Annotated in this window: 21 protein-coding genes, 4 tRNA genes and 1 pseudogene; 20 read left to right on the forward strand and 6 right to left on the reverse strand. The window is 60.9% G+C overall.

Features of this window, described 5'->3' with window-relative positions:
• Complete coding sequence (locus tag FYJ31_RS10145; RefSeq protein WP_012578495.1) at window positions 1-201, forward strand: hypothetical protein; 201 nt, start codon at window positions 1-3, stop codon at window positions 199-201.
• A gap of 94 nt (window positions 202-295) precedes the next feature.
• Here FYJ31_RS10145 and FYJ31_RS10150 read toward each other — a convergent pair whose 3' ends face one another.
• The 3 genes from FYJ31_RS10150 to FYJ31_RS10160 all read right to left on the reverse strand — a co-directional run bounded on the left by FYJ31_RS10150 (window position 296) and on the right by FYJ31_RS10160 (window position 2,228).
• Window positions 296-865: an SAF domain-containing protein gene (locus FYJ31_RS10150; RefSeq protein WP_168796150.1), complete on the reverse strand. Its 570-nt coding sequence runs from the start codon at window positions 863-865 to the stop codon at window positions 296-298.
• A gap of 236 nt (window positions 866-1,101) precedes the next feature.
• A complete protein-coding gene (locus tag FYJ31_RS10155) occupies window positions 1,102-1,287 on the reverse strand; it encodes an FmdB family zinc ribbon protein (protein ID WP_013141327.1) in 186 nt (61 codons plus the stop codon).
• Between the two features lie 200 nt (window positions 1,288-1,487).
• A complete protein-coding gene (locus FYJ31_RS10160) occupies window positions 1,488-2,228 on the reverse strand; it encodes a 5-formyltetrahydrofolate cyclo-ligase (protein ID WP_195839495.1) in 741 nt (246 codons plus the stop codon).
• A gap of 65 nt (window positions 2,229-2,293) precedes the next feature.
• On the opposite strand from FYJ31_RS10160, the gene FYJ31_RS10165 reads away from it, so the two are divergent.
• The 3 genes from FYJ31_RS10165 (at window position 2,294) to groES (ending at window position 4,942) form a co-directional block, all read left to right on the forward strand.
• The gene (locus FYJ31_RS10165; RefSeq protein ID WP_154536609.1) at window positions 2,294-2,959 is read left to right on the forward strand and encodes a GNAT family N-acetyltransferase; all 666 of its coding nucleotides are present in this window, start codon (window positions 2,294-2,296) and stop codon (window positions 2,957-2,959) included.
• 80 nt (window positions 2,960-3,039) lie between these two features.
• Entirely contained in the window at window positions 3,040-4,476 is a 1,437-nt protein-coding gene (locus FYJ31_RS10170) for a hypothetical protein (protein WP_154536610.1), read from the forward strand.
• A gap of 172 nt (window positions 4,477-4,648) precedes the next feature.
• Window positions 4,649-4,942 carry a co-chaperone GroES gene (gene groES / locus FYJ31_RS10175; RefSeq protein ID WP_007053011.1) on the forward strand — a complete coding sequence of 98 codons (294 nt, stop codon included), beginning with the start codon at window positions 4,649-4,651 and terminating at the stop codon, window positions 4,940-4,942.
• Between the two features lie 718 nt (window positions 4,943-5,660).
• Here groES and FYJ31_RS13345 read toward each other — a convergent pair.
• Window positions 5,661-6,002 (reverse strand): PLP-dependent transferase, encoded by a 342-nt coding sequence (locus FYJ31_RS13345; protein ID WP_229774056.1) that lies wholly within the window; start codon window positions 6,000-6,002, stop codon window positions 5,661-5,663.
• A 467-nt stretch (window positions 6,003-6,469) separates the two neighbouring features.
• On the opposite strand from FYJ31_RS13345, the gene FYJ31_RS10185 reads away from it, so the two are divergent.
• From FYJ31_RS10185 to FYJ31_RS10220, 8 genes are all read left to right on the forward strand, one after another.
• Window positions 6,470-6,551, forward strand: a tRNA-Tyr gene (locus FYJ31_RS10185).
• A gap of 1 nt (window position 6,552) precedes the next feature.
• Window positions 6,553-6,624 (forward strand) — tRNA-Thr (locus tag FYJ31_RS10190).
• A 4-nt stretch (window positions 6,625-6,628) separates the two neighbouring features.
• Window positions 6,629-6,702 (forward strand) — tRNA-Met (locus FYJ31_RS10195).
• Between the two features lie 61 nt (window positions 6,703-6,763).
• Window positions 6,764-6,931 carry a 50S ribosomal protein L33 gene (rpmG, locus tag FYJ31_RS10200; RefSeq protein WP_007053013.1) on the forward strand — a complete coding sequence of 56 codons (168 nt, stop codon included), beginning with the start codon at window positions 6,764-6,766 and terminating at the stop codon, window positions 6,929-6,931.
• Between the two features lie 210 nt (window positions 6,932-7,141).
• Window positions 7,142-8,365 (forward strand): UDP-N-acetylmuramate dehydrogenase, encoded by a 1,224-nt coding sequence (locus FYJ31_RS10205; RefSeq protein WP_154536611.1) that lies wholly within the window; start codon window positions 7,142-7,144, stop codon window positions 8,363-8,365.
• A 150-nt stretch (window positions 8,366-8,515) separates the two neighbouring features.
• A complete protein-coding gene (locus FYJ31_RS10210) occupies window positions 8,516-10,042 on the forward strand; it encodes an amino acid permease (protein ID WP_012578488.1) in 1,527 nt (508 codons plus the stop codon).
• Between the two features lie 60 nt (window positions 10,043-10,102).
• Window positions 10,103-10,423, forward strand: a complete 321-nt coding sequence (gene fdxA, locus FYJ31_RS10215; RefSeq protein WP_012578487.1) for a ferredoxin — start codon at window positions 10,103-10,105, stop codon at window positions 10,421-10,423.
• Between the two features lie 114 nt (window positions 10,424-10,537).
• A complete protein-coding gene (locus FYJ31_RS10220; protein WP_154536612.1) occupies window positions 10,538-11,788 on the forward strand; it encodes an aminotransferase class I/II-fold pyridoxal phosphate-dependent enzyme in 1,251 nt (416 codons plus the stop codon).
• Window positions 11,789-11,814: 26 nt separating this feature from the next.
• Here the strand turns inward: FYJ31_RS10220 and dinB are convergent, their stop codons facing one another.
• On the reverse strand, window positions 11,815-13,089 hold the full coding sequence (dinB, locus tag FYJ31_RS10225; RefSeq protein ID WP_174772916.1) for a DNA polymerase IV: 1,275 nt from the start codon (window positions 13,087-13,089) through the stop codon (window positions 11,815-11,817).
• Window positions 13,090-13,317: 228 nt separating this feature from the next.
• On the opposite strand from dinB, the gene FYJ31_RS13115 reads away from it, so the two are divergent.
• From FYJ31_RS13115 to rpsI, 8 genes and pseudogenes are all read left to right on the forward strand, one after another.
• Entirely contained in the window at window positions 13,318-13,446 is a 129-nt protein-coding gene (locus tag FYJ31_RS13115; RefSeq protein ID WP_265074931.1) for a hypothetical protein, read from the forward strand.
• 71 nt (window positions 13,447-13,517) lie between these two features.
• A tRNA-Ser gene (locus FYJ31_RS10235) sits at window positions 13,518-13,604 on the forward strand.
• A gap of 152 nt (window positions 13,605-13,756) precedes the next feature.
• Window positions 13,757-14,773: a D-2-hydroxyacid dehydrogenase family protein gene (locus FYJ31_RS10240; protein WP_032743502.1), complete on the forward strand. Its 1,017-nt coding sequence runs from the start codon at window positions 13,757-13,759 to the stop codon at window positions 14,771-14,773.
• A 61-nt stretch (window positions 14,774-14,834) separates the two neighbouring features.
• Complete coding sequence (locus tag FYJ31_RS10245) at window positions 14,835-15,476, forward strand: IMPACT family protein (protein WP_154536613.1); 642 nt, start codon at window positions 14,835-14,837, stop codon at window positions 15,474-15,476.
• A 7-nt stretch (window positions 15,477-15,483) separates the two neighbouring features.
• Window positions 15,484-16,227, forward strand: a complete 744-nt coding sequence (locus FYJ31_RS10250) for an AbrB family transcriptional regulator (protein WP_154536614.1) — start codon at window positions 15,484-15,486, stop codon at window positions 16,225-16,227.
• Between the two features lie 167 nt (window positions 16,228-16,394).
• A pseudogene (gene malQ, locus FYJ31_RS10255) lies at window positions 16,395-18,559 on the forward strand (4-alpha-glucanotransferase).
• Between the two features lie 397 nt (window positions 18,560-18,956).
• Window positions 18,957-19,406: a 50S ribosomal protein L13 gene (rplM, locus tag FYJ31_RS10260; RefSeq protein ID WP_029679968.1), complete on the forward strand. Its 450-nt coding sequence runs from the start codon at window positions 18,957-18,959 to the stop codon at window positions 19,404-19,406.
• A 22-nt stretch (window positions 19,407-19,428) separates the two neighbouring features.
• The gene (gene rpsI / locus FYJ31_RS10265) at window positions 19,429-19,920 is read left to right on the forward strand and encodes a 30S ribosomal protein S9 (RefSeq protein ID WP_003829868.1); all 492 of its coding nucleotides are present in this window, start codon (window positions 19,429-19,431) and stop codon (window positions 19,918-19,920) included.
• 90 nt (window positions 19,921-20,010) lie between these two features.
• Here the strand turns inward: rpsI and glgX are convergent, their stop codons facing one another.
• Window positions 20,011-22,551, reverse strand: coding sequence for a glycogen debranching protein GlgX (gene glgX, locus FYJ31_RS10270; protein WP_154536616.1), 2,541 nt, complete (start codon window positions 22,549-22,551; stop codon window positions 20,011-20,013).
• Window positions 22,552-22,622 lie beyond the last annotated feature (71 nt).

Consider the following 22,622-nt stretch of genomic DNA (forward strand, 5'->3'; position numbering starts at 1 on the left):
ATGGCGGAATACTCGGCTACACGGCGCACGCCGCGCAAGCACAAGCGCGTGGTGATGAAGGGCACTGAGCAGTTTGACGCTGACGGCGTCAAACTCGAGCCCGGAGACATGCAGACCAACCAACAACGGCAATCCGACGACGACAAACGCATCCTCGGCGAACTGCCGCCACACTGGGCTGTTTTCAACGAGCGCGAGTAGAAGTTGGGGCGCACTCTGTGCGCCCCAACTCTGTGTTTTCCGCAGCCCTACGGCTACGGAAAACACAGCATCGGCCGAAGGCCGATTCCGCTTCCTACCGCACAACGGCCATAATCGCTCCGGCCTGTTGCAGCTCCATAACCTTGGCCGCGGCCTCCGGTGGCATTGCGAACGACACCAGTCGGTCGTTGCCTCCCAATGCGCCAGTCGTATCCGGTTTGCCGACATTCATCACCGTGGCATTCTCGGCCAGCGTGCAATCGGCACCTTCGCAACCGACGGCGGAAACCAGTCTCACCCGATCGCCGGCCAATACATCGTCGACGCTACTGGCCAAGCGGACTTCAATCACCGTAGTGCCGGTCGGTGTTACGGGCGCATCTCTGGCCATATGCGTGGAAATGGGATCGGCTGCTTCGATATCGATTTGCGCCACCTTGCCCACCACATCCTCAATATTGCCCGCCCAAGACGGGCCTATCGCAGATACCGGCATAGCAGCCAACTGAACGTCGACGGCCAGAATAATGTCACCCCGTCGAATCGAACGAGCGGCCACCACCATCGGCTCGGTCTCTACCACGGCCAATACGGCTTCAAGCCCAAACAACACTGCGAGTCCCACGCACAACGCAGCAGTAAGTCGGCGCAAGGCATCCGCCATGCGCCGTCGCCGCAATGAACCGCGCGCAGGCGGCTTAATAAACGAAAAGGTCACCATGCAACCATGATGACCTGAAGTTTTTCGTAAGCGCAAGCTGAATCGACCTATGTGGTTCTAGCTTGCCAAGTTATCCACAACGCTTCAAACCCGTGCAACAGACAGTGCCCGTAGTGCCAATATCCGCGGCATACCGCCGTCGACACCATCTTTTACCGAGGAAAAACGGGGAGCCGACCTTACTTGCCGGATTTGTCGGTGCGGTAGAATCCGTGACCCTTGAACTCAATCGGCACGGCGGAATACACCTTGTGCACCTGCTCCTGCGAGCACTTGGGGCACACGGTAATCGGGTCGTCATTGAACGACTGCTGTTCGGTGAAGTCATAGCCGCAGTTCTTGCAACGGTAATGATAGGTAGGCAACGGATTCCTCCAACAAAGTCATATTTCTCGTGCATGGCGTGCAACACCATGCCGTGCAACCGTTCATATCCTAGTCGCCGCCCTGACACATTGGCGTTACGGTCTTACTGGCCGGCTTGCTGTTGCCACTCTGGTTCCATCGGCCAGTGTGCGTGGCCGGTTGGTCAGTCTGGCTTGCGCCGAGTATCTTGGCCGGCCGGTCAGCTCAACCGGCCCGATGAGCTAAGCCGCCGGTATCCCTCCGGCGTCAGCACTCCGTCGGCCGGCACATCATGTGGTTCGGCCGGCAAATCGGTGTCCAACACCTCCCACGGCCAGCACACCGCAATCAGGGGACATGCGGGCTTGCGGTGAGCCAAGGCCCGGTCATACCAGCCGGCACCACGCCCCAGACGATTGCCCTGCGGGTCCACTGCCAAAGCCGGAGCGATGACCAGATCGGCCTTCTCCAACGCTTCGGGCGGTAGAACTGCGCCAGTTGGCTCGTCCGGTCTGTGATGGACGGTGCTAGAGGATGGCTCATCGGGTCCGCGATGGACGGTGCTGGGAGAGCTGCAGCTACCGGCATTGTTCGCGCCACCCACTGCATCCATCGAGCGCAAGAATTCCAATGAATCCAGCACACTCCAGCCAATTTCCAACCCAGACCCCAACCGTGGCACCAACACGTGGCAGCCATGAGCCAGCAGCCATCGCAACAGTGGCCGGGTTTCGATTTCCGAACCCATCGACACATATGCCGCCACTGTGGGACCATCCTGAATCATGTGTGCTGGGAACCGTCGCACCAGCAATTCACCGGCCGCTCCGCATTCTTCCGCTGGAACGCGCTTGCGCCGAGACAGTATATGGTGGCGCAGCGTCGCTTTATCCGTCTTCTCTGTTTTCTCTGTGCCGCTGTAGTCGCTGCCGATATTCATGCCACTGCCCACTTCGCTCATACCGCACAGTCTAGTGTTTCCACCGTAAAACGAAAGTGGCCACGGTAGCGGTGCAAGACCTTCATATGGCTACAATAAAGGCCGTGTCAGTTTTCCAGTCGATTAAAGAGGCGTTCAAGCTGGACCACCAGATTCGCCCGCCACGTCTCACCCATCCCGGTTTTCCGATAGTCCTGCGCCCCTTGACCATGGATGATGAGGACGGCTGGAACGAAGTGCGCTGGCGCAACAACGACTGGCTGGCACCTTGGGAATCCGGTGACCCGATGCGTGGCGGCTCCATCACATTCAATCAATGGGTGCAGCGGCAGCGCCGTAACGAGCAGCATGGCGTCGGCGTGATCTTCGCCATCGAATACCAGATGCGTATCGTCGGCCAGATTTCGTTGGGAGCCATAGCGTATGGTGCCATGCGTACCGGCGTGGTTGGCTATTGGGTCGATCAACGGTACGCCGGCCACGGATTCGCGCCGATGGCACTGGCCATGCTTGCCGATTGGGCGCTCGGAGACCCATTCGGGCCCGCGTTGCATCGGTTGGAAATCGCCATTCTGCCGGATAATGCGCGTTCTTTGGCTGTGGTGCGTAAGGTCGGAGCCCATCATGAGGGACTGCGCGAGCGGTATATGTATGTAAATGGCCAGTGGCGCGATCACGTAACGTTTGCGCTGTTGGCTGAAGATATGAGGCAAGGGTTCGCCGCCAGACTCGCCGCCGCCAGTTCCAGATAAGCGTCGACCGGAAGAATTCCGCTCCGACACGCCCGGGCGGAAAGCCCCAGTTCGTCGGTACGTCTCCTATTCTTGACTCTATGGGTTATGAGTCACTGAGCACTGTCGTCGTGCTGGTGATTGTGGCGATTATTATCGTTGTATGGCTGCCCGTACGTACGGCCAACGGCATGAAACGTGTGGACGAGCATCGGCAGGATCGTTATTCGCCTTCTCTGCATATCGTTGATGCAGAGAACGGCAGACGATTCGGAGACATCAAGCCGTATAAGGCGAAAGGGGCAGCAATGCCAGCATCAACACCGTCAGCGAGGCTGACACCTGAGCACATCGCCCATGTGCGGGAACTGCGCCGCGCGGCCATCCGCCGCCGGCAGATTCTCGCCGTATGCCTGCTTGCCATAACCGTGCTGGTGTTTGCCGTATCGTTCCCCCTGCATTTCAGCCCGCTGCTTGCTCTTATTCCGTTCGTGCTGTTGTTGCTGCTGCTGGTGCTGGGAGCCAATGCCTCACGCCAGGCCCGGCAATGGGAGCGCAAGGTGGTCCGCTACGAGCGGACCCATAGCGGTACGGGCTGGTCCAAGAAACCGTCTGCCGAGTCCAAGGACAGCAAGCGCGTGAACAAGGCCGAACCGGTTGCGGCCATAACTGCGCCTGCCGAGCAGATTGAGGATGCTGTCACCGAGGTCATGGAACAACGGCAGATTCGCTGCGCATTACGCGATGCCGAGATTGAGCAGGCCAAGGCCAAGGCGTTGCGTCAGTCCGCCGCCGCATATCAGGCCGCGGGAGAGCACGCCAAACAGCCTGATAAGTCTGATACTGCACAGTCCGCCGCCGATACGCCTGCCGCCGAACCGTCTGCTATGGTCGATGAATCCGCTGACCGTAAGTCCGCTGCCGAAACCAGTGAATCTTCCGCCGCGCCCGATGCCTCCGCTCGCACGGATAAGTCGACTAAGTCGGATAAGTCCGTCGCCCCTCGAGTTGAACCATCGCTTACGGTGCGTGACGAGCGTGATGAGCGCGACGATGCCGCTGCCGACGCTACGTCGGAACTGGCCAGCGTACGCCCCGCCCGGGCACTGGATGTCTTCGATATGGCCACCTCGCAGGATCTCATTTCCTTCACTTTGGGTGGAGAGCATAACGCCGACAACGCTCCGGAGAGCTTGGAGATCAAGTCGACCCGTCAGGTGTCCAAGGCGGAACCTGTCGAACCCGCAGTGGCGGAGAAGTTGATTGACGAGGCCCGAGCCGTCAAGGCCGCGGACGATGCCAAGGCCGCCGATGCGGGCAAGGCTGTCGGCACCGGAAACGCTGTAGACACTGAGTCGGAGCAGCGCGATGATGCCGATACGAACGTCGCTACGGACGCCGGTGACGAGGCTGCAAACGCCGCCCAGCGAGCTGCATTCCACGAATCCGAGGAGCGTGCCGACGTCGAAGCGCCAGCGGCGACCACCGATTCGTTGGGCGCAGGCTTGGAGTCCATTCTTGCCCGCCGCGGCAACTGAGCGTTGCGATTCGCCGATTTTCTCTCACAGCGTTAGCACTCGAGTTGGCAGAGTGCTAATAATCGCGCTACGATGTGTCCTAGCGCAAAGGGACAACGCAAGTGATCGTCAGCCTCTTGAGGCGTTCTGGCGCGGCATTATCGAACTACAAGTAGATACGAGGTGACCCACAGTGTCGATTAAGCTCACACCGTTGGAAGACAAGATCATCGTCAAGCAGGCCGAGGCCCAGACCCAGACCGCTTCCGGTCTGTATATTCCGGACAACGCCAAGGAGAAGCCGCAGCAGGGTGAAGTCCTGGCCGTTGGCCCGGGCCGTCGTGACGACAAGGGCGAGCGCATCCCGATGGATGTCAAGGTCGGCGACAAGGTGCTGTACTCCAAGTACGGCGGCACCGAAGTCCACTACGAGGGTGAGGACTACCTCATCGTCGGCGCCCGCGACATTCTCGCCATCCTCGGCTGATTAGTCGCCTAGCGAACTTCAACAACCCCGACTGTTCCCACGGACAGTCGGGGTTTTCTCTTGCCAGGCGGAAAGGGGCTCCCCTCAGAGAGGGGAGCCGAAAACCGCTCCCACCAAACGCCCAGCCATGCCTGCTATGCATAAAGGTGCATGCGTGCAACGTAGTTGAGTTCGGCGTTGCACCGCATCTGCACTGGGGAACGGATTGGGGTCCCTATGGAAGAGGCTTAGTCGGCGATTTGGCCGAGCGGCTTAAGACATTTTGCACAAGACGGCAGTAGATCGACGGTATGTTGTTTTTTCCGTGTCGCAGGTTCGTGGTGTCGTCGCGCTGTGCCAATGGTTGTCTCTCTACCGACGCTGAGTGACGTGGCATGAGGCCAGCGTCGGCAGTGGGCCACGAAATGGCGATGTGCCGATGCTGAGCCGCGTTGGTGTCGTTATCGGGCCAGTTTTTGGACCATTACCAACGGCAAATCGGCGTTTTGTGTCGGCGACGGTCCAAAAACTGGCGGTCTGCCGACGATAAGTGCCGTCATCGTCGGCAGACCGCCAGGTATTGTCCTTGTGCCGACGTAGAAGCCCTGCCATCGTCGTCACCGAGCCATCTTGTGACTCGCTGACGGCGGCAGCAGGGCGGAAGAGGCCGAAATCATGCGCGCGGTGCGGTCTCACACCTCGAATCCGGCCTCCACCAGCGCGTGATCGATGTCGCGAATCAAATCGTCCGTATCCTCCAGACCCACGGCCAGACGGAAGAAGCCGCGGTGGAACTCAGACGGGTACACAGGTATTGGCGCTCGTCATCCTCGCCGAGGAACACGATCGGCGATTCGTCATGGCCGAGCGACACGGCCGACGTAATCACATTGAGCTTGGAAACGAACCGGTTGTGCCCGTCATGATCGGTGTCGAGGCCGAACGACAGCGCGCCGCCGAACCCGGAGTCCGGGCGGGCCAGCTGGCTGACCGCCACCTCGTGGTGCGGGTGCGATTCCAGACCGGGGTACTCCACGAAACGCACCACATCCAGCGGTTCGAGATGCTTGTCAATCGCCAAGGCCGAGGGGTCGTAGGGCACAGCGCGTAGGTGTTCGCCAGCGTGATGGGGCGACGGATCGCGCCGGTTTCGGCGTCGACCCCGTTACCGAGGTGAATGGCCAGCGTGCCGAATCCGAGCGGCTGGTCGTCGAATGATTGTCCGTGATGTACAAGATCAGAAGCCATGCACCCAGCATGCGCTGTTCCGCCGCAAACAGGCGACACCGCTCGAAAACCGCGCCATTGCAAGGTTCTGGAGCACCATATAAGAAAAATGATTGGGTGAAGTGCGGGGTGCAGCCTTGGTCGGGGCTGTTTGCAGGGCCGAAGCGGACCCTGAAAACACGCTGTGAGACACGCCGATAAAACCGCAGAATTCCGCGGTAAAACAAGGTTTTCGTAGGGGCTGATTTGCGTACCTGGAAAATTTGTGGTTATATAGCCAAGTTGCCTGTTGAGGTCAAACACCGCGGCGGGAAACAGACTGGCGGATTTCCCAAGCGGTCAAAGGGAGCTGACTGTAAATCAGCCGCTTCGTGCTTCAGTGGTTCGAATCCACTATCCGCCACGCCCCGATAGCTCAGTGGTAGAGCACTTCCTTGGTAAGGAAGAGGTCGTGAGTCCAATTCTCACTCGGGGCTCTCTGGCGGGGTAGCTCAGCTGGCTAGAGCGTACGACTCATAATCGTAAGGTCAAGAGTTCGAGCCTCTTCCTCGCTACAAATCGCGCCCGCTAACCGGTGGGCGCGCACTATACCTAAGAACACAGAGGTGAATGACAATGGCTAAGAGCGCCGACATCCGTCCGGGCATCACGCTGGCCTGCACCGAGTGCAAGGAGCGTAACTACATTACGACTAAGAACCGTCGTAACACGCCCGACCGTCTTGAGCTCAAGAAGTTCTGCCCGCGCTGCGGCAAGCAGACCGTGCACCGCGAGACTCGTTGATCGCAAGCATCACAGCTTTACACAACCCGGCCCATTCGGCCGGGTTTTTGCGTATTCGCTCCAGAGGCGAGTGGCAGGGTGCGGAATCAGTATCCGCATCGCATGAGAAACGGCAGAGATCCCGCGTCTGAACGAAGGTGGCGCGGGCGTTCTGCCGTTTCAGCCGATGATTGCCTCGATATCGCACCTGCGCCACTAAGATAGGAAGCCATGACAAGCTTTGCAGACATCACCACCATGGGCGTGGGCGGACCCATCGCCCATTTCATCGAGCCGACCACGCGCGTGGAGCTCATCGAAGCTGTGGAGGATGCCGATTCCAAAGGCCTGCCTCTTGTTGTCATCGGTGGCGGGTCCAACCTGCTTGTTTCCGATAAGCCTTTCGACGGCGTGGTGGTTCGAGACGCCCGACGCCTCATCACCGTGCCGGACGAAGCCGCGCCGGTAGAGGGCGAGGATCGCACCGTGCATGTCAATGCCGAGGCCGGTGCCAATTGGGATGATTTCGTGGCCTTCACCGTAGAGCTCGGGCTCGAGGGCGTCGAGGGACTGTCCGGCATTCCCGGCACAGTCGGCGCTTCCGTGGTGCAGAACATTGGCGCCTACGGGCAGGAAGTCGCCACTTCGGTCGAATCGGTGGAAGTCTGGGATCGAGACACCAAAACCACGCGCGACCTCACGCCAGCCGATCTTCGATTCGGCTATCGATACTCCGCACTGAAGGCCAGCATGTACGCCGGTCCCGGCCAGCCGGCCGACCGATTCTTCCCGACGCCACGTTACGTGGTGCTCTCCGTCACCTTTGCCCTGACCCACTCGGCCGAAGGCACGGTAGGTTACGGACAGCTCGCCAAAGCGCTCGGCGTCGAAGTGGGCGACCGTATGGCCACCGCCGACATCCGCAAAGCCGTGCTCGCAGTACGTGCCGCCAAAGGCATGCTTGAGGACCCCACTCGCTACGTCTTGCCCGACATGGCCACCGCCAAGCGCGAGGCCAATATCCTGACCGATCTGGAGCGTCTGGCCTCCCTCAATGAGGCCGCCGGCATTCCCGTTGGCGATGACGGCCTGCCTGCTCCCGACTACAATCGCCACAGCTGCGGCTCGTTCTTCATGAATCCGATTCTGACCGCCGACCAAGCGGCGGCCCTGCCCGAAGATGCGCCGAGGTTTGACTCGACTCTGCCCGACGGCACTCCCGGCACCAAGACGTCCGCTGCCTGGCTCATCGACCATGCCGGCTGCCATAAGGGATATAAGGTCGATGCGGACGCGCCGGCCAGTCTATCCACGCAGCACACGCTGGCCTTGACCAATCGTGGGGGAGCGGGCGCGGCCGATATCGCAGCTTTGGCGCGCGCGGTTCAGCAGGCAGTCAAGAGCGTGTTCGGAGTGGACTTGGTGCCCGAACCGGTCTGCGTCGGTGTGCTGTAATCGCGCTATTGATCGATGGAGTGGGGTATTGATCCCATATATTGCGGACTCTAAGTCTTATTAATATACAAGACACACGGGCTCTTCTATACTCGATTGTCGGTATTGTGCGCATTCGGTGCGCAAACAACAGAGAAAAAGAAGAGCACTATGCAACTGTTCCGTACGAAATCCGTCGAACAGACCATTGCCGAAACGGGTGAAGAGGGCCGCAAGCTCAAGCGCAACCTGACTTGGTGGGATCTGTCAATCATGGGCGTGGCCGTAGCCGTGGGTGCCGGCATCTTCTCGGTGGGCGCGCAGGCCGCCGCCTTCCACGCCGGCCCGGCCGTGATCATCAGCTTCCTGATCGCCGGCATCGTGTGCGGCGCAGCCGTGATGTGCTACGCCGAATTCGCTTCGATGATTCCGGTGGCCGGCTCCGCCTACACCTTCACCTACACCACGGTCGGCGAGATCATGGCCTGGATCGTCGGCTGGGATCTGATCCTGGAGATGCTGATGGCCGGCTCCGTGATTTCCAAGTATTGGGGCGTATACCTCAACGATTTCATGCGCCTGATGGGCTGGAACGCCAACACCAACCTGACGTTCGGCTCCTTCCATATCGATATCGCCCCGATTATCATCGTGGCGTTCTTTACCACGCTGCTCGTATTCGGCACCAAGATCGGCGCCCGCGTGGACGGTGCTATGACCGTGCTCAAGATCGCCATCGTGTTCTTTGTGGTGATCGTCGGCTTCTTCTACGTCAAGGCCTCCAACTTCACCCCGTTCATTCCGCCGAGCCAGCCGGCCTCCACCGTGGAAGGCTCCTCCGCCGTCACTGGTTTGATGACCCAGCCGCTGTGGCAGTTCGCCACCGGCATGACCCCATCCGTGTACGGCGTGCCCGGCATCCTCTCGGGCGCGGCACTCGTGTTCTTCGCGTTCATCGGCTTCGACGTGGTGGCCACCGCTTCCGAGGAGACCAAGAACCCGCACAAGAACGTGCCGCTCGGCATCGGTGTGGGCATGCTGCTCATCATCGTCATGTACATGCTCGTGGCCGTGGTGACCACCGGCATGGTCTCCTATGCCGATCTCGCCAAGCAAGACAGCCCCTCGCTGGCCACCGCCTTCGAACTGGTGGGCGCCGACTGGGCCGCCAAGATCATCAGCTTCGGCATCGTGCTGGGCCTGGCCACCGTGGTTATGGTGCTGTTGCTCGGCCTGACCCGTATCGTCTTCGCCATGAGCCGCGATGGTCTGCTGCCGCGCGGTCTGTCCAAGACCGGCAAGCATGGCACCCCGGCCGCTCTGCAGATCGTCGTCGGCGCGGTGGTGGCGCTCGTGGCCGCCTTCTTCGACATCGGCGTGCTCTCCGACATGGTCAACATCGGCACCCTGTCCGCCTTCACGCTGGTGGCCATCTCCATCCCGATTATGCGCAAGAAGCGCCCCGACCTGCCGCGTGCCTTCAAGATGCCCGGCAACCCGTGGATTCCGATCCTCATCGCCGTGGCCAACTTCTGGTTGATGCTCAACCTGTCCGTACTCACCTGGATTCGTTTCGTGGTGTGGCTCGTGGTCGGCGTCGCCATCTACTTCGGCTACGGCTACTGGCATGCGCGCCTCGGCAAGGGCGACCTGACCGAAACGCTGTCCGCCGAAACCGATAAGGCCGTTAACGGCTGAGAGCGAGGAGCGTCCCAACGGGCGCGTACCCTCGTACCAGTATCTGTTAAGGAGGATTCCATGCCATATGTGATCGCTCAGCCTTGCGTGGATGTCAAGGACAAGGCTTGCGTGGACGAGTGCCCCGTCGACTGCATCTACGAGGGTTCCCGCTCGCTGTACATCAACCCCAACGAGTGCGTCGACTGCGGTGCATGCGAACCGGTGTGCCCCACCGAGGCCATCTTCTATGAGGATGATCTGCCGGACGAGTGGGCTTGGTACAAGGATGCCGCTATCAACTTCTTCGCTGAAGTCGGCGATTTGGGCGGCGCTTCCGCCAATGGCCCAATCGGCAAAGACCCGGAACAGGTCGCCGCGCTGCCGCCGCAGAACCAGTAAGCTGATTTGCGGATAAGCGCTGCACACAGCGCATAGTTCGGATTGAACCCTCGGTCTATCACGGCCGAGGGTTCGTCGTATCTTAGGAACATACCGTCCAAGAAAGGGGTTCTCATGGGCTTCCACGCATATTCGTCGCCATACGACTGGTCTCGTATCGCCGGCTTCAAAACCACCGCCAAAACCGTGCCGGGTGGCATGATCGACCTGTCCGTAGGCTCACCCGTGGACCCGGTGCCGAGCAGTGTCCAGCAGGCGCTGGTTGCCGGCGCAGACGCCCCCAACGCCCATGGATACCCGGTCACCGCCGGCACCGCCGACCTTAAGGCCGCTATCGATACATGGTTCCGCGAACTGCGCGGGGTGGATCTGAAATCCATCAACGCTGCCGCCGTACCCACCGTGGGTTCCAAGGAGGCCGTGGCGCTGATGGCCAGCCTGCTGCACCTTGGCGAAGGCGATGTGGTCGTCCAACCGGCTGTCTCCTACCCGACTTACGAAATCGGTACCCAACTTGCCGGCGCCACCGTGGTCAAAGTCGATGATGTGACCGACGTCGATTCCTGGGTGAATATTCCGAACGTCAAGGCCATCTGGATCAACTCGCCGTGTAATCCCTCCGGCGAGGTCATCTCCGCTGACTGGCTGACCGACATCGTGGCTGCTGCCCGTCGCATCGGTGCCGTGGTGCTCTCCGACGAATGCTATGCGTTAATGGACTGGCGTTCGGTGCGCCGCAATACAGCCGCATCCTATGCGCCTGCCGCGTCTGCATCTGCCGCGTCTGCATCTGCTGCGTCTGTGTCTGCCGCACCGGTGGCCGAATCCAACGAGCCCGCCTCCGATACCGCATTCAGCCTCTCCGCCACGCCATGTGCCCTGAATCCACATGTGTGTGAAGGTTCGGCAGCTGGCATCCTGGTGCTCTACTCGCTGTCCAAGCAGTCCAACATGGCCGGCTACCGTACGGCTCTGATTGCCGGCGATTACCGGCTGGTCAAGGAAATGGCCGAATACCGCAAGCAGATCGGCCAGATTATCCCCGGCCCGGTGCAGGCCGCCATGGCCGCAGGTCTGAAGGACACAGCCGCTGTGCACGAGCAATGGGGGCGTTACCGTCGCCGCCTATCCGCGCTGGTTGACGCACTGAAGGCATATGGCTATTCGGCACAAATGCCCTTCGGCGCGCTGTACGTATGGGTCAAGGCCAAGTCCGGCGACTGCTGGGCCGATATGGCCGAGCTCGCCAAGATCGGCATCATCCCCAGCCCCGGCGAATTCTACGGCGCTCCCGCCTACCTGCGTTTCTCCGCCACCGCCACCGACGAGGCCATCCGCTCCGCCTGCGAACGTCTCACGGCGTAATGAGATCGCAAGTGGCGTTGAGCCGTTCACGCCCCAAACTGGGCGGCCTTGCTGCCAAATTTGCGGCGCACAGCGTCCAGTGCGGCCTCGGCATCATGCAAACGTGCCTGTGAGGTCTGGCCGCGGGCATTGTCGGCCTCTTCGAGCATGTCATCCAGTGAAGGCTGCACGGCCGTAGCCGCCGCCTCACTGAGCGAAGACGTGCTCATACCGGCCAAGCGAATAGTTTTGGGCAGGGGAGTGGCAGACTCCGCCGAGGCCGGTAGCCCCAGCATGACTTTCAGCTGCCGCACGCATTCCGGGTATAGCACGCCGGCCGTATCGGTCGGCCGCTCCATCGTAAAAGACCGGGTCTGATAGCTCAGGTCGGCGAACCGCAACTTCACCGTCAGCGTGCGCGCCACCAGCCCCTTGCGCCGCAGCGTGCTGGCTACTTCGTCGCAGGCCGAACGCAGTAGCCCACACACCACGCGCATATCGCGTGTATCCTCGGCCAAGGTTTCCTCGGACCCAATGGATTTCTCCTCGCGCACCGTGGTAATTTTGCGGGAATCCAACCCGTGCGAGGCCGCCCATAATCCACGTGCCGCAGCCGGGGAGCCAGTGGCACGAGTCAATGCAGCCTCATCCAGCTGAGCCAATTCAGCCACCGAATGCACGCCCCAAGCATTAAGCCGCTTCTCCAAAGACGGCCCGATGCCCGGAATGCCACGCAATGGCATCATCTGCACGAACTCAGCCGAGCGGGCCGCCGGAATCAGCAGCATGCCGTCCGGCTTGGCATTGGTCGAGGCCATTTTGGCCACCAGTTTGTTACAGGCGATACCCACTGAACACGTCACGTGGAAGCGCTCGGCCACCTGAGCGCGAATCCACGCGCCGATCGCGCTCGGCCGCCCCCACTCCAGCAGTGCGGCGGACACATCCATATAGCCCTCGTCCACCGAAACCTGCTCGAACCGGTCGGTGACGGTCAAAAACACCTCATGCATGATTCGGTGCGACATCATGCGGTAATACGCCATATCCACTGGCAGAAAAATGCCGTTCGGACACAACTGATGGGCGCGCGCGGCCGGCATCGCCGAATTGATGCCGTATCTCCGGGCTTCGTAGCTCGCGGCGGACACCACCGCGCGCGGCCCGGTGCCGATGATCACCGGCTTGCCTTTGAGCCCGGGGTTGCGCGCCACCTCCAATGAGGCATAGAAGGCATCCATGTCGATATGCAGCACGGTGCATCCGGTCTCGTCGTGACCCCAATCGCGTTTGGCGGCCTCAAGTCTCGGTGCGGTGCTCATACCACCATTGTAGGAATGCCGAACGAGGTCATGCTCACTATGTGGCGCGCATGGCGCGGCGCTCATTGTCATAATGCCGAATATCACCGGAATTCCAAGGGTTTGCGCACTGTGCGGCTGTTTCGCATGGTGGGTGCGATTCCACGGAATCGTCCACATTGCGTCACTGTCCGCAACGCCTTCCAAGCCACTGCGCGCTGTCCCTGCTCTCCGAGTAGCGTAAACCTCATGAAGAAGTCAGTGGTCGGTATCCTCAACCATGTTCCCGTGGTGCTTATCGTGATCGGTGTGGTGTTGGTGATTTGCGCGGTTATCGTTACGTTCTCCGGCGATGCCGCGCCCGCGGACGGCCAATAATGTGTCGTTCGGCACGTCGTATCCGCAGGACGTGGTACAGTAATTTGCTGTTGCGCATTATTGCGTAACGTGGAGTCATGCCTGAGTGGCCGATAGGGGCACCCTGCTAAGGTGTTAGTCGTGTAAACGGCTCGAGGGTTCGAATCCCTCTGACTCCGCGAGCAGAGCCGGAACCGCTGATTTCCAACGGTTTCCGGCTTTTTCGTGTTTGAGGGCGGTGTGTCGGCCGATGCGTCGGCCGCCGCGCCGATCGATGCGAGGTCCGGTGCGTTTCGTTCCAATCTCCCGCCGCCCTTCTAAGGTGGAGCGTATGACCGAGATCTACGAAACCCAGAGCGAACGCACCGATCTGCCCCTCGTCGTGATGCCGTCCGTGCTCGACGCGATGATCGAGCCCATCAAGGCCCAGTTCCCCGCGCTCCACGACGTTGCCCGCGTGCGTATGTTCGAGGAATTCACGTCCGACGAGGCGACCATAGCCGAGCGTCTGAAGGATGCCGACGCCCTGCTGGTGGGCGGCTACCACATTTCGGATGATCTGCTGCACGCCATCAGCGAGCAGGGGCACGTCAAGTGCATCGTGTTCTGCGGTACCGGCGTCGCCAGCTACATCAATCTCGATAAGGCGCGCGAGCTGAAGATCCGCGTCTGCAACGCCGAACATTATGGCGATCACGCCGTGGCCGAGCACACCTTCGCCCTTCTGTTCGAGCTCATCCGCCGCGTTGGCCAACTCGATAAGGACGTCAAGGCCGGCAACTGGGCGTGGGCCGGCGGCGATGGACTGCAACTCGCCGGCCGTCGCATGGGCATCATCGGACTGGGCGGCATCGGCGCCACCGTGGCCGGCATCGCCCGCGCCTTCGGCATGGAGGTCGCCGCATGGAATTCGCATGTGCCGCCCGAACATTTCGAACGCTCCGGCGCCACTCCGGTCGACGATCTCAACGAGCTCATCGAAACCAGCGACGTCATCTCCGTCCATCTGCCGCTGAACAACGCCACGTGCGGCATCGTCACCGCCGAGAACCTTGCGCATGTGAAGCCCGGCACCCTGTTCATCAATACCGCCCGCTCCGAAGTCATCGAATCCGGTGCGCTGCTTGCCCGACTGCAAAAGGGCGATGTTCCCGCCGCACTCGACGTGTTCGACCACGAGCCGCTGACTGCCGACGACGCCATCTGCCATGTGCCCGGCATCGTCCTGACCCCGCACGTCGGCTGGCGTACCGACGGCGCGTTCAAGGAGCTCACCCGCCAGATGATCGCCTGCCTGACCGCCTACTTCGCCGGCGAGGACTATAACGTCGTCGTCTCCGAACGCTGATAGCCCTGCCTGGCCTCGCGCTCAGTCGAATACCCAGCCAGTCGACCACCGGAACACGCTCATGCAGACGATTCTCAACACGCCCGACGGTCCCGCCCACGATTCGCTCGTCGAAAAAAAGTCCGAATTCATCGGCGACGCCGCCCATGTCGATACGCTCGACGAGGCGCTCGCGTTCGTGGCCGCGATCCGTGAGCAGCATCCGAAAGCCCGACACGTGGCGTATGCCGCCGTGTGCGGAGGCGCGGATGGGCGACTGTCCGAACGCATGAGCGATGACGGCGAGCCGTCCGGTACCGCCGGCAAGCCGATTCTCGACGTACTCAAGCAGTCCGGCACCACCGATTGCGTGGTTGCCGTCACCAGATATTTCGGTGGTATTCTACTGGGCTCCGGTGGTCTGGTCCGCGCGTACTCATCCGCCGCATCATTGGCGATGAAAGCCGCCCGCGCCGCCCGCATCATGACCGCCAAGCGATACCGGGTTCGCCTCGAATACCCGCAGTTGGCCCGATTCCAGCAGATTCTGGCGCAGCTCGGTGGCAGTCAGGAGGATGAATCGTATGCGGCGAACGTCGAGTTGACCGCGGTGGTGCCGCAGGATGATTGCGCGCGATTCGAGGAGCGTGTGCGGGAAGCGTTCAATGCCGCGGTGGTGCCGGATCCGATTGACGTGGTCAACATTCCGGTTCCGCTCGCGTGACGCCTGTATGACTAAGCTGGGCATCATGACCGACGAGAACACCACCAGCCAGCAGACTCAGCCCACCGAGGCCGCAACCGAGGCCGCAACTGAGACTGCAACCGACACGGACGCCCAGCAGCAGGACCAAGGCGCGCAGGCCGCAGCCGAGTCCGCCGCTCCGGTGGATTTCGAACCGCTGACCGCTACATACGAGCGTCTGCGTCATTCCACCGACCCGGCCGAACTGTCCGAATTCGCCCGTCGGCCGTTGCCTGACCGTGCCGATCAGGCGGCGTTCTCCCGCGCCACCGCACTTTTGGAGGCTGTGGCCGGCAACCCGCACACCCCGGTGGCCGATCGCGTGTTCCTCGCCGACACCATGCCGTTCCCGAACGTATTGGTCAAACTCTCCGAAGACCCCGAACCGTCCGTGCGTCAAGCCGTGGCCGCCAACGGGGATGACAAGAATTGGCTGGTCGGCCGCCTGACCAAGGACCCGGTGCCCGAGGTCCGGGATACGGCGTTGAAAAACAAGCGCACCAGCTGGAAGATGCGGCTTGAGGGCGCGCAGGACCCCACTGCGGATGCGGAGACATTGGATTTCTTGGGCGTACTTGGCACCGAATCCGAAGAGGGAGCACCGGCGGTGCTTTCCTCGATGGTCCGCCGTGCCGTGGCGCTGAATCCCAATACGTCCGAAGCGATGCTTGCCAAGTTGGCCAACGACCCCTCGGCCGAAGTGCGGCACGCCGTGGAAAGCCGCCGCTAAGCACACTGTTGCTGTGTTTTGCCGCGCAAATTTGGCCGGCAATCACCCCCTATCCACCATTGTGAGCGCTCACATCTCACTGTGTGAGGGCTAAAAGTACATAATTTGGCGGAATCACGGCATTTTGCTTACGGTGTGGCGCAATCAAACGGCGTTAGACTGGGGCTATGAGTGAGATTACCGAGAGTGAAGAGCGTCTGGCCCGTCCGTTGATTCGACTGGCCAAGTTGGTCGGTGTCGGCACGAGTTATGTGGGCATGAGCCATGACTACCACGAGATAGACGATGACGTCCTGATCGAGGTGCTGGCAGCGCTGGGCATCGACGCCTCCAGCGAGAACGCCCAACTCATCGCCATCCGACGCATTCTGAACGAGCGTTACTCCCGATTGGTGGCACCCACCGTGCTGCATATCGCCGGTAGCGAGGACCGGGTGCTGGTGAACACCGGCATTCTGGACGTGCCTTCGGCGAGCATCACGCTGGAGAATGGCGAGCCATATCAGGGCACCGTTGAAGTTGGTCCTGGAGATGGATCCCAGGCCTACGACTTGGATGGCACGTTCATTTCGAATGCGGCTGTGGTCATTCCCGCCGATCTGCCGATCGGTTACCATACGCTGCATGTCAAGGTCGCCGACCGTGTGCAAGACGCCACTTTGATCAGTGCGCCTGATCGCGTCGATCTGCTTGACCCGATGAAGGGCGGCAGTCTGTGGGGCTGGATGGCCCAGCTGTACTCGATTCGCTCATCCAACTCCTGGGGCGTGGGCGATTACGAGGATCTGAAGACCATGCTGGTGGATGCCAAGCAGAAGACCGGTGCCGACTTCGTGCTCATCAATCCGGTGCATGCCGCCGAGCCGGTGTCCCCGCTCACCCCGTCGCCGTATCTGCCGGTAAGCCGTCGCCTGATCAACTTCACGTACATCCGCCCCGAGGCGATCGTCGAATATGCCACGCTCAGCGAGGGCGACAAGAACGCCGTCGACGGGCTGCATGCCGACACCGAACCGCTGAACGGTGATTCCCAGCTCATCGACCGTGACGCCATGTGGCACAGCAAGATGCACGCCCTGTGGATTATCTTCAAGGCCGGCCGCACCGCCGAACGCCAAAGCGCGTTCGACCAATTCAAGGCGGACTACGGTTCCGACTTGGAGGCGTATGCCACGTGGTGCCTGTGCTACGACAAGTGGGGGCGCCCAACGGCGAGGAGAGCAACTGGGAGCGCAAGTTCAACCGCAACTCCCCGGAAATCGCCAATCTGCGCAAGCAGTACCCGGACACTTTGGACTTCTACCGCTGGCTGGAATGGATTGCCGCCGAGCAGCTGTCCTCCGCCCAGCAGACAGCCAAGGACGCCGGCATGCATATCGGCATCATGTCCGATATGGCCGTCGGCGTGCACCCCTCCGGCGCTGACGTGTGGTGGAATCCCGAGCGCTTCGCCAAGGGAGCCACGGTCGGCGCACCGCCGGACATGTTCAACCAGCAAGGCCAGAACTGGAGCCAGCCGCCGCTGAGCCCGATCAATCTGGAGGCCACCGGCTACGAGACCTACCGCAATATGGTGCATGGCATGTTCGCCCGTGCCGGTGCGGTGCGCATCGACCACATCCTTGGCCTGTTCCGCCTGTGGTGGATTCCCGAGAACCGTTCGGCTATGGATGGCGCTTACGTGTACTACGACTCAGACATCATGCTGGGCGTTCTGGCCATCGAGGCCTCTCGTGCCGGCGGCGTGGTCGTAGGTGAGGACCTCGGCGTGGTACCGGACCATGTGGCCGATTCCCTGTCGAGCCACGGTATTCTCGGTTGCGCCGTTGAATGGTTCGAGCAGCGCGACGGCGTGTTCCGCGCCCCCTCCCAGTGGCGTCCGTACGCATTGGCCTCCGTGAATACGCACGATCTGCCGCCGACCGCCGGTTACCTGGAATACGAGCACGTCAAGATTCGTGAGCGTCTGGGCTTGCTGACCGGCCCGGCCGAGGAATTCGAAGCCTCCGCAAAGACCGAGCAGGATGCGATGCTGGCCATGCTGGTCGAGCAGGGCTATCTTGATGCCGACTTCGCCGAACATCGTGAGGATCACGAGTCGGATATCGTCGACGCGCTGTACCGCGCACTGAAGGGTTCGCCGTGCAAGCTGCTCGCCGCCTCGATCACCGACGCGGTGGGGGAGAAGCGTGCGCAGAACCAGCCGGGCACCAACAACGAATACCCGAACTGGCGCATCCCGCTGGCCGACGCCAAGGGCAACGTGGTACCGCTCGAAACCCTCTTCGACACCCCCGGCGCCCAACGCTTCGCCCAGATCTTCAATTCCTGACCCGCTTTACCTCCCCCTGACGAGCCGAGTCGTTAAGCGGACAGTCCAGTGGACTGTCCGAAGACGAGGCCTGAACGAAGCGATAGCTGAGAGAAGACAGGGAATTGCCTCACCGTAGGTGAGTCAGTTAGCCGAAGTGGGTGGGAGAGAGACCATAAATAGGGGAAGAGAAGCCATAAACCCAATGGAGTGTCCCCAGTTGCCCTATGTCAAGACCGGCGATATACTAGTGGATTGTTGTGTTTCCCTAAGGGGTCCTTCAAAGCGCTATCCCACTCGCCATCGAGGACTTTCAGGGAGCCCACGGATAATGAGGTTCGATGCCTCTTGGATGCGGCCCTGACCAAGCCACGCCAAGCAGCTGAGACCCGGAACACAATATAGAAAAGGTAATCCAGTGAAAACTTTCACTCCGAAGCCAGCTGATCTGACTCATGACTGGTACGTCATCGACGCCACCGACGTGGTGCTCGGCCGTCTCGCCACCCAGGCTGCAATTCTGCTGCGCGGCAAGAACAAGCCGACCTACGCTCCGCACGCCGATTCCGGCAACCACGTGATCATCATCAATGCCGACAAGATTGCTCTGACTGGCAACAAGATGGGCAAGGAACTCTACTCGCACTCCGGCCGTCCCGGTGGTCTGCGTCGTGACTCCTACGCCGAGCTGCTCGAGAAGAACCCCGAGCGCATCATCAAGAACGCTGTCAAGGGCATGCTGCCGAAGAACCGTTTGGCCAAGGTGCAGCTCGACCGCCTGCGTGTCTTCCGTGGTGCCGAGCACCCGCACACCCCGCAGAAGCCCCAGGTCTTCGAGATCGCCCAGGTCTCGCAGCAGGCCAAGTGAAACCTGAGAGGAGATAAGAATCATGGCTGAAAACACCAACGACTCCCAGGTTGTCGAGACCGAAGAGGAGCTCACCAACTACACCACCGAGACCAACGCTGGCGCTGGCACCGGCACCTCCGCGATCGAGCCGGGCTACGGCACCGGTCGCCGCAAGGAGGCTGTCGCCCGTGTCCGTCTGGTTCCGGGTGACGGCAAGTGGACCATCAACGGCCGCACTCTGGAGGAGTACTTCCCCTCCAAGCTGCTGCAGCGTGAGGTCAACTCTCCGATTGTTCTGCTCAAGCTCGAAGGCAAGTTCGACGCTATCGTCCTCGTTGACGGCGGCGGCACCACCGGCCAGGCCGGCGCCATCCGCCTCGGCGTTGCCCGCGCTCTGAACGCCATCGATCGTGATGCCAACCGCGCCGCCCTGAAGAAGGCTGGCTTCCTGACCCGCGACGCTCGCGTCGTGGAGCGCAAGAAGGCTGGTCTGCACAAGGCACGTCGCGCCCCGCAGTTCTCCAAGCGTTAATTTCGCTTGTCCTGTACCGAGCATACAAAGGCTCTCCGTGGAATTCCACGGAGAGCCTTTGTGTTTATGTCGTGCCGTTTTGAGTGTGACTCACACCTGCTTCATCAGCGTGATGCTCAGCGCCGGCATGGTCCAGACATTGTCGTCGACGGGAGTGTCCGGCGTGTCATCCACAGGGGCATCAGGCATATCAGCTGATACCTCATCCCGAGGCACGGACGAGGTGCCGTTTGCGGCGTGATCCGTTACTGGCATCGCGAATTCGATGGCATCCGCTTCATTCTCAGTCGAGGATTCCGTACGCTGCATGGCTACTTCTTCGACCAGCTTGCGTACTGTCTCGCTGGCGTTCGGTATATGCTGCGTCCAGACGGCGGTGTCACCGTTCAAATCGCATTCCTCGACCTGAGTGCCATGCCCGGCTCGGCGGCCGTTGATTTCGGCCGAGCACCATTTAGGCGTCCAGTGAGTGTCTGGCGGCAAGCGGAATGCGCGGTCATCAGCGGTGCCGTTGACCACAATGCACACGTCCACCTCACTGTTGGACAGCAATCGCATGGTGAAGCTACGTACGCCCAAATCGAACCAGTCACGCTCCATCGGCGTGGTGCCGTCGGGCAGGAACCACTGCACGCGGCTTGAGGGCTTGAGCAGGCCGAGCTGGGTCAGTCGGGTGAAGAAATCCTCGTGGTGATACAGGTCCAGTGATTTACGCAGCGCCACCAGTCGAGACACGGTTTTCAAGCGGCGCATCTCGCGTGTCTTGTTGGTGGAATACATCCAATCCCACTTCAGCCACGTGATGTCGTTGTCTTGGCAGTAGGCGTTGTTGTTGCCGTCCTGTGTGTTGCGGAATTCGTCGCCGGCGAGCATCATCGGCGTACCCAGCGAGAGCAGCAGCATGCCGATCATGTTCATGGCCGCCTGTTCGCGTGCCATGATGACGTCTGGATCATCGGTGACGCCTTCGACGCCGAAATTGGCGGAATGGTTCACCGACGAGCCATCATTATTGTTCTCGCCGTTGGCTTCATTGTGCTTGGAGCGGTATCTGGTGAGGTCCGTCAGCGTGAAACCGTCGTGGCAGGACACGAAATTGATGGAGGCCGGAGCGCCACGCCCTGGTTCGGTGGCGAACAGATCGGCCGAGCCGCAGAGTCGTGTGGCCATCTCCTGCAAACTGATACGCCCGAAATCGGAGCCGCCGTCCACATCTTCAAGCCAGAAGGTGCGGGCCGTGTCGCGGAAGCGGTCATTCCATTCGGCGAACGGCACGGAGAATTGGCCGGTGCGCCAGCCGAGGTTGCCCAGATCCCACGGCTCCATAATGAGCTTCAGGTTGCCCAGCAGCAGATCGGAACGCAGGGCGTAGAGGAACGGGTGATGATGGGTGAATTCGCCTTCCAGACGGGCCAGCGAGACGCCAAGGTCGAAGCGGAAACCGTCTATGCCGATACGCTTGGCCCAGTATCGTAATGAGTCGATGGCAAAGGTGGCCACATGCGTGTTGGTGAAATCCAGCGTATTGCCGCAACCAGTGGTGTCTTCGAGTCGACCGGTATTGGATTTTTGATGGCGATAGTAGGCCAGGTCGTCGAGGCCGCGCCAGCAGACCGTCGGGCCTTCGACGCCGCCTTCGCATGTGTGGTTGTAGACCACGTCCATGATGACTTCGAAGCCGGCCTCGTGCAGTGCGCGCACCATGTCTATGACTTCTTGGCGCACGGCGGCCGCGCCCTTCTCCTGGGCGGCTTTAGTGGCGTAGGAGGGTTCGGGGGCGAAGTAGCTGAGAGTGGAGTAGCCCCAGTAGTTCTTGCGGCCGTGTTCTTGCAGGAAGAGCTCGTCCTGCTTGGCCATAATCGGCAGCAGTTCGATGGATGTGATGCCTAGACCCTGCAGATAGGCGAGCGTGGTGGGGTGGGCGAGTCCGGCGTATGTGCCGCGCAATGATTCGGGCAGCCACGGTGCGTTGGCGGTGAAGCCTTTGACGTGCATCTCATAGATGACGGTTTTGCGCCACGGCACATGCGGGTGCTGCGGATCGGCCTCGTGCTTGTGGATGTCGCGATCGTCGATGGCCACGGACACCGGCGCATGGCCGAGCGAGTCTACGGTGCTCATGGCACCGTATGCCGAGCCGATTACCTTGCGGTCCACGACATCGCATTCATAGGAGAAGGCGGCGGGGGTGAGCTCCATGGAGCCGTCGATGCCCTTGCCATACGGGTCAAGCAGGAATTTGTATGGATTGAAGCGCACGCCGTGTTTCGGGTCCCATGCGCCGTCCACGCGGTAGCCATAACGCATGCCGTCCCATGCTTTGGGCAGGTGCACGTACCACAGGCCGTAGTTCGGCCCGGTCATGCGGAACAGGGTCTCGCGCAGATACAAATGTTCGATAATGCGCGTGCATACCGGGAACTCATGAATCTGCTGGATAAAGGAGATATTCGGGTCCTCGAACAGGCGGATGGCGTCTTGGAAGAAAGCGCCGGGCTCATCAATGGGCTCCAGTACGCATAGCCAAACCTGATCGGCGGTTTCGGAACGAACAACGGCGTCAGCCCCACCGTCGTCAGTGAAGTACAGCCCTGGGCGAGTGGCGTAACGATGCAACGGTGGGTTTTTCATACCTCCATTGTAGACGTGTTGTCACTTTTGGTGGAAGCCCTTGATTTTCAAAGCAACACGCCGAATGAAAG

This window comes from Bifidobacterium sp. WCA-178-WT-4B (assembly GCF_009696495.1).
Lineage (GTDB): Bacteria > Actinomycetota > Actinomycetes > Actinomycetales > Bifidobacteriaceae > Bifidobacterium > Bifidobacterium infantis.

What these genes read in the sequence shown, in the direction of transcription:
- FYJ31_RS10145 (WP_012578495.1), top strand. Translation starts at nt 1, where the DNA reads ATGGCGGAATACTCGGCTACACGGCGCACGCCGCGCAAGCACAAGCGC.
- FYJ31_RS10150 (WP_168796150.1), bottom strand. Translation starts at nt 865, where the DNA reads ATGGCGGATGCCTTGCGCCGACTTACTGCTGCGTTGTGCGTGGGACTC.
- FYJ31_RS10160 (WP_195839495.1), bottom strand. Translation starts at nt 2,228, where the DNA reads ATGAGCGAAGTGGGCAGTGGCATGAATATCGGCAGCGACTACAGCGGC.
- FYJ31_RS10165 (WP_154536609.1), top strand. Translation starts at nt 2,294, where the DNA reads ATGGCTACAATAAAGGCCGTGTCAGTTTTCCAGTCGATTAAAGAGGCG.
- FYJ31_RS10170 (WP_154536610.1), top strand. Translation starts at nt 3,040, where the DNA reads ATGGGTTATGAGTCACTGAGCACTGTCGTCGTGCTGGTGATTGTGGCG.
- rpmG (WP_007053013.1), top strand. Translation starts at nt 6,764, where the DNA reads ATGGCTAAGAGCGCCGACATCCGTCCGGGCATCACGCTGGCCTGCACC.
- FYJ31_RS10205 (WP_154536611.1), top strand. Translation starts at nt 7,142, where the DNA reads ATGACAAGCTTTGCAGACATCACCACCATGGGCGTGGGCGGACCCATC.
- FYJ31_RS10210 (WP_012578488.1), top strand. Translation starts at nt 8,516, where the DNA reads ATGCAACTGTTCCGTACGAAATCCGTCGAACAGACCATTGCCGAAACG.
- fdxA (WP_012578487.1), top strand. Translation starts at nt 10,103, where the DNA reads ATGCCATATGTGATCGCTCAGCCTTGCGTGGATGTCAAGGACAAGGCT.
- FYJ31_RS10220 (WP_154536612.1), top strand. Translation starts at nt 10,538, where the DNA reads ATGGGCTTCCACGCATATTCGTCGCCATACGACTGGTCTCGTATCGCC.
- dinB (WP_174772916.1), bottom strand. Translation starts at nt 13,089, where the DNA reads ATGAGCACCGCACCGAGACTTGAGGCCGCCAAACGCGATTGGGGTCAC.
- FYJ31_RS13115 (WP_265074931.1), top strand. Translation starts at nt 13,318, where the DNA reads ATGAAGAAGTCAGTGGTCGGTATCCTCAACCATGTTCCCGTGGTGCTT.
- FYJ31_RS10240 (WP_032743502.1), top strand. Translation starts at nt 13,757, where the DNA reads ATGACCGAGATCTACGAAACCCAGAGCGAACGCACCGATCTGCCCCTC.
- FYJ31_RS10245 (WP_154536613.1), top strand. Translation starts at nt 14,835, where the DNA reads ATGCAGACGATTCTCAACACGCCCGACGGTCCCGCCCACGATTCGCTC.
- FYJ31_RS10250 (WP_154536614.1), top strand. Translation starts at nt 15,484, where the DNA reads ATGACTAAGCTGGGCATCATGACCGACGAGAACACCACCAGCCAGCAG.
- rpsI (WP_003829868.1), top strand. Translation starts at nt 19,429, where the DNA reads ATGGCTGAAAACACCAACGACTCCCAGGTTGTCGAGACCGAAGAGGAG.
- glgX (WP_154536616.1), bottom strand. Translation starts at nt 22,551, where the DNA reads ATGAAAAACCCACCGTTGCATCGTTACGCCACTCGCCCAGGGCTGTAC.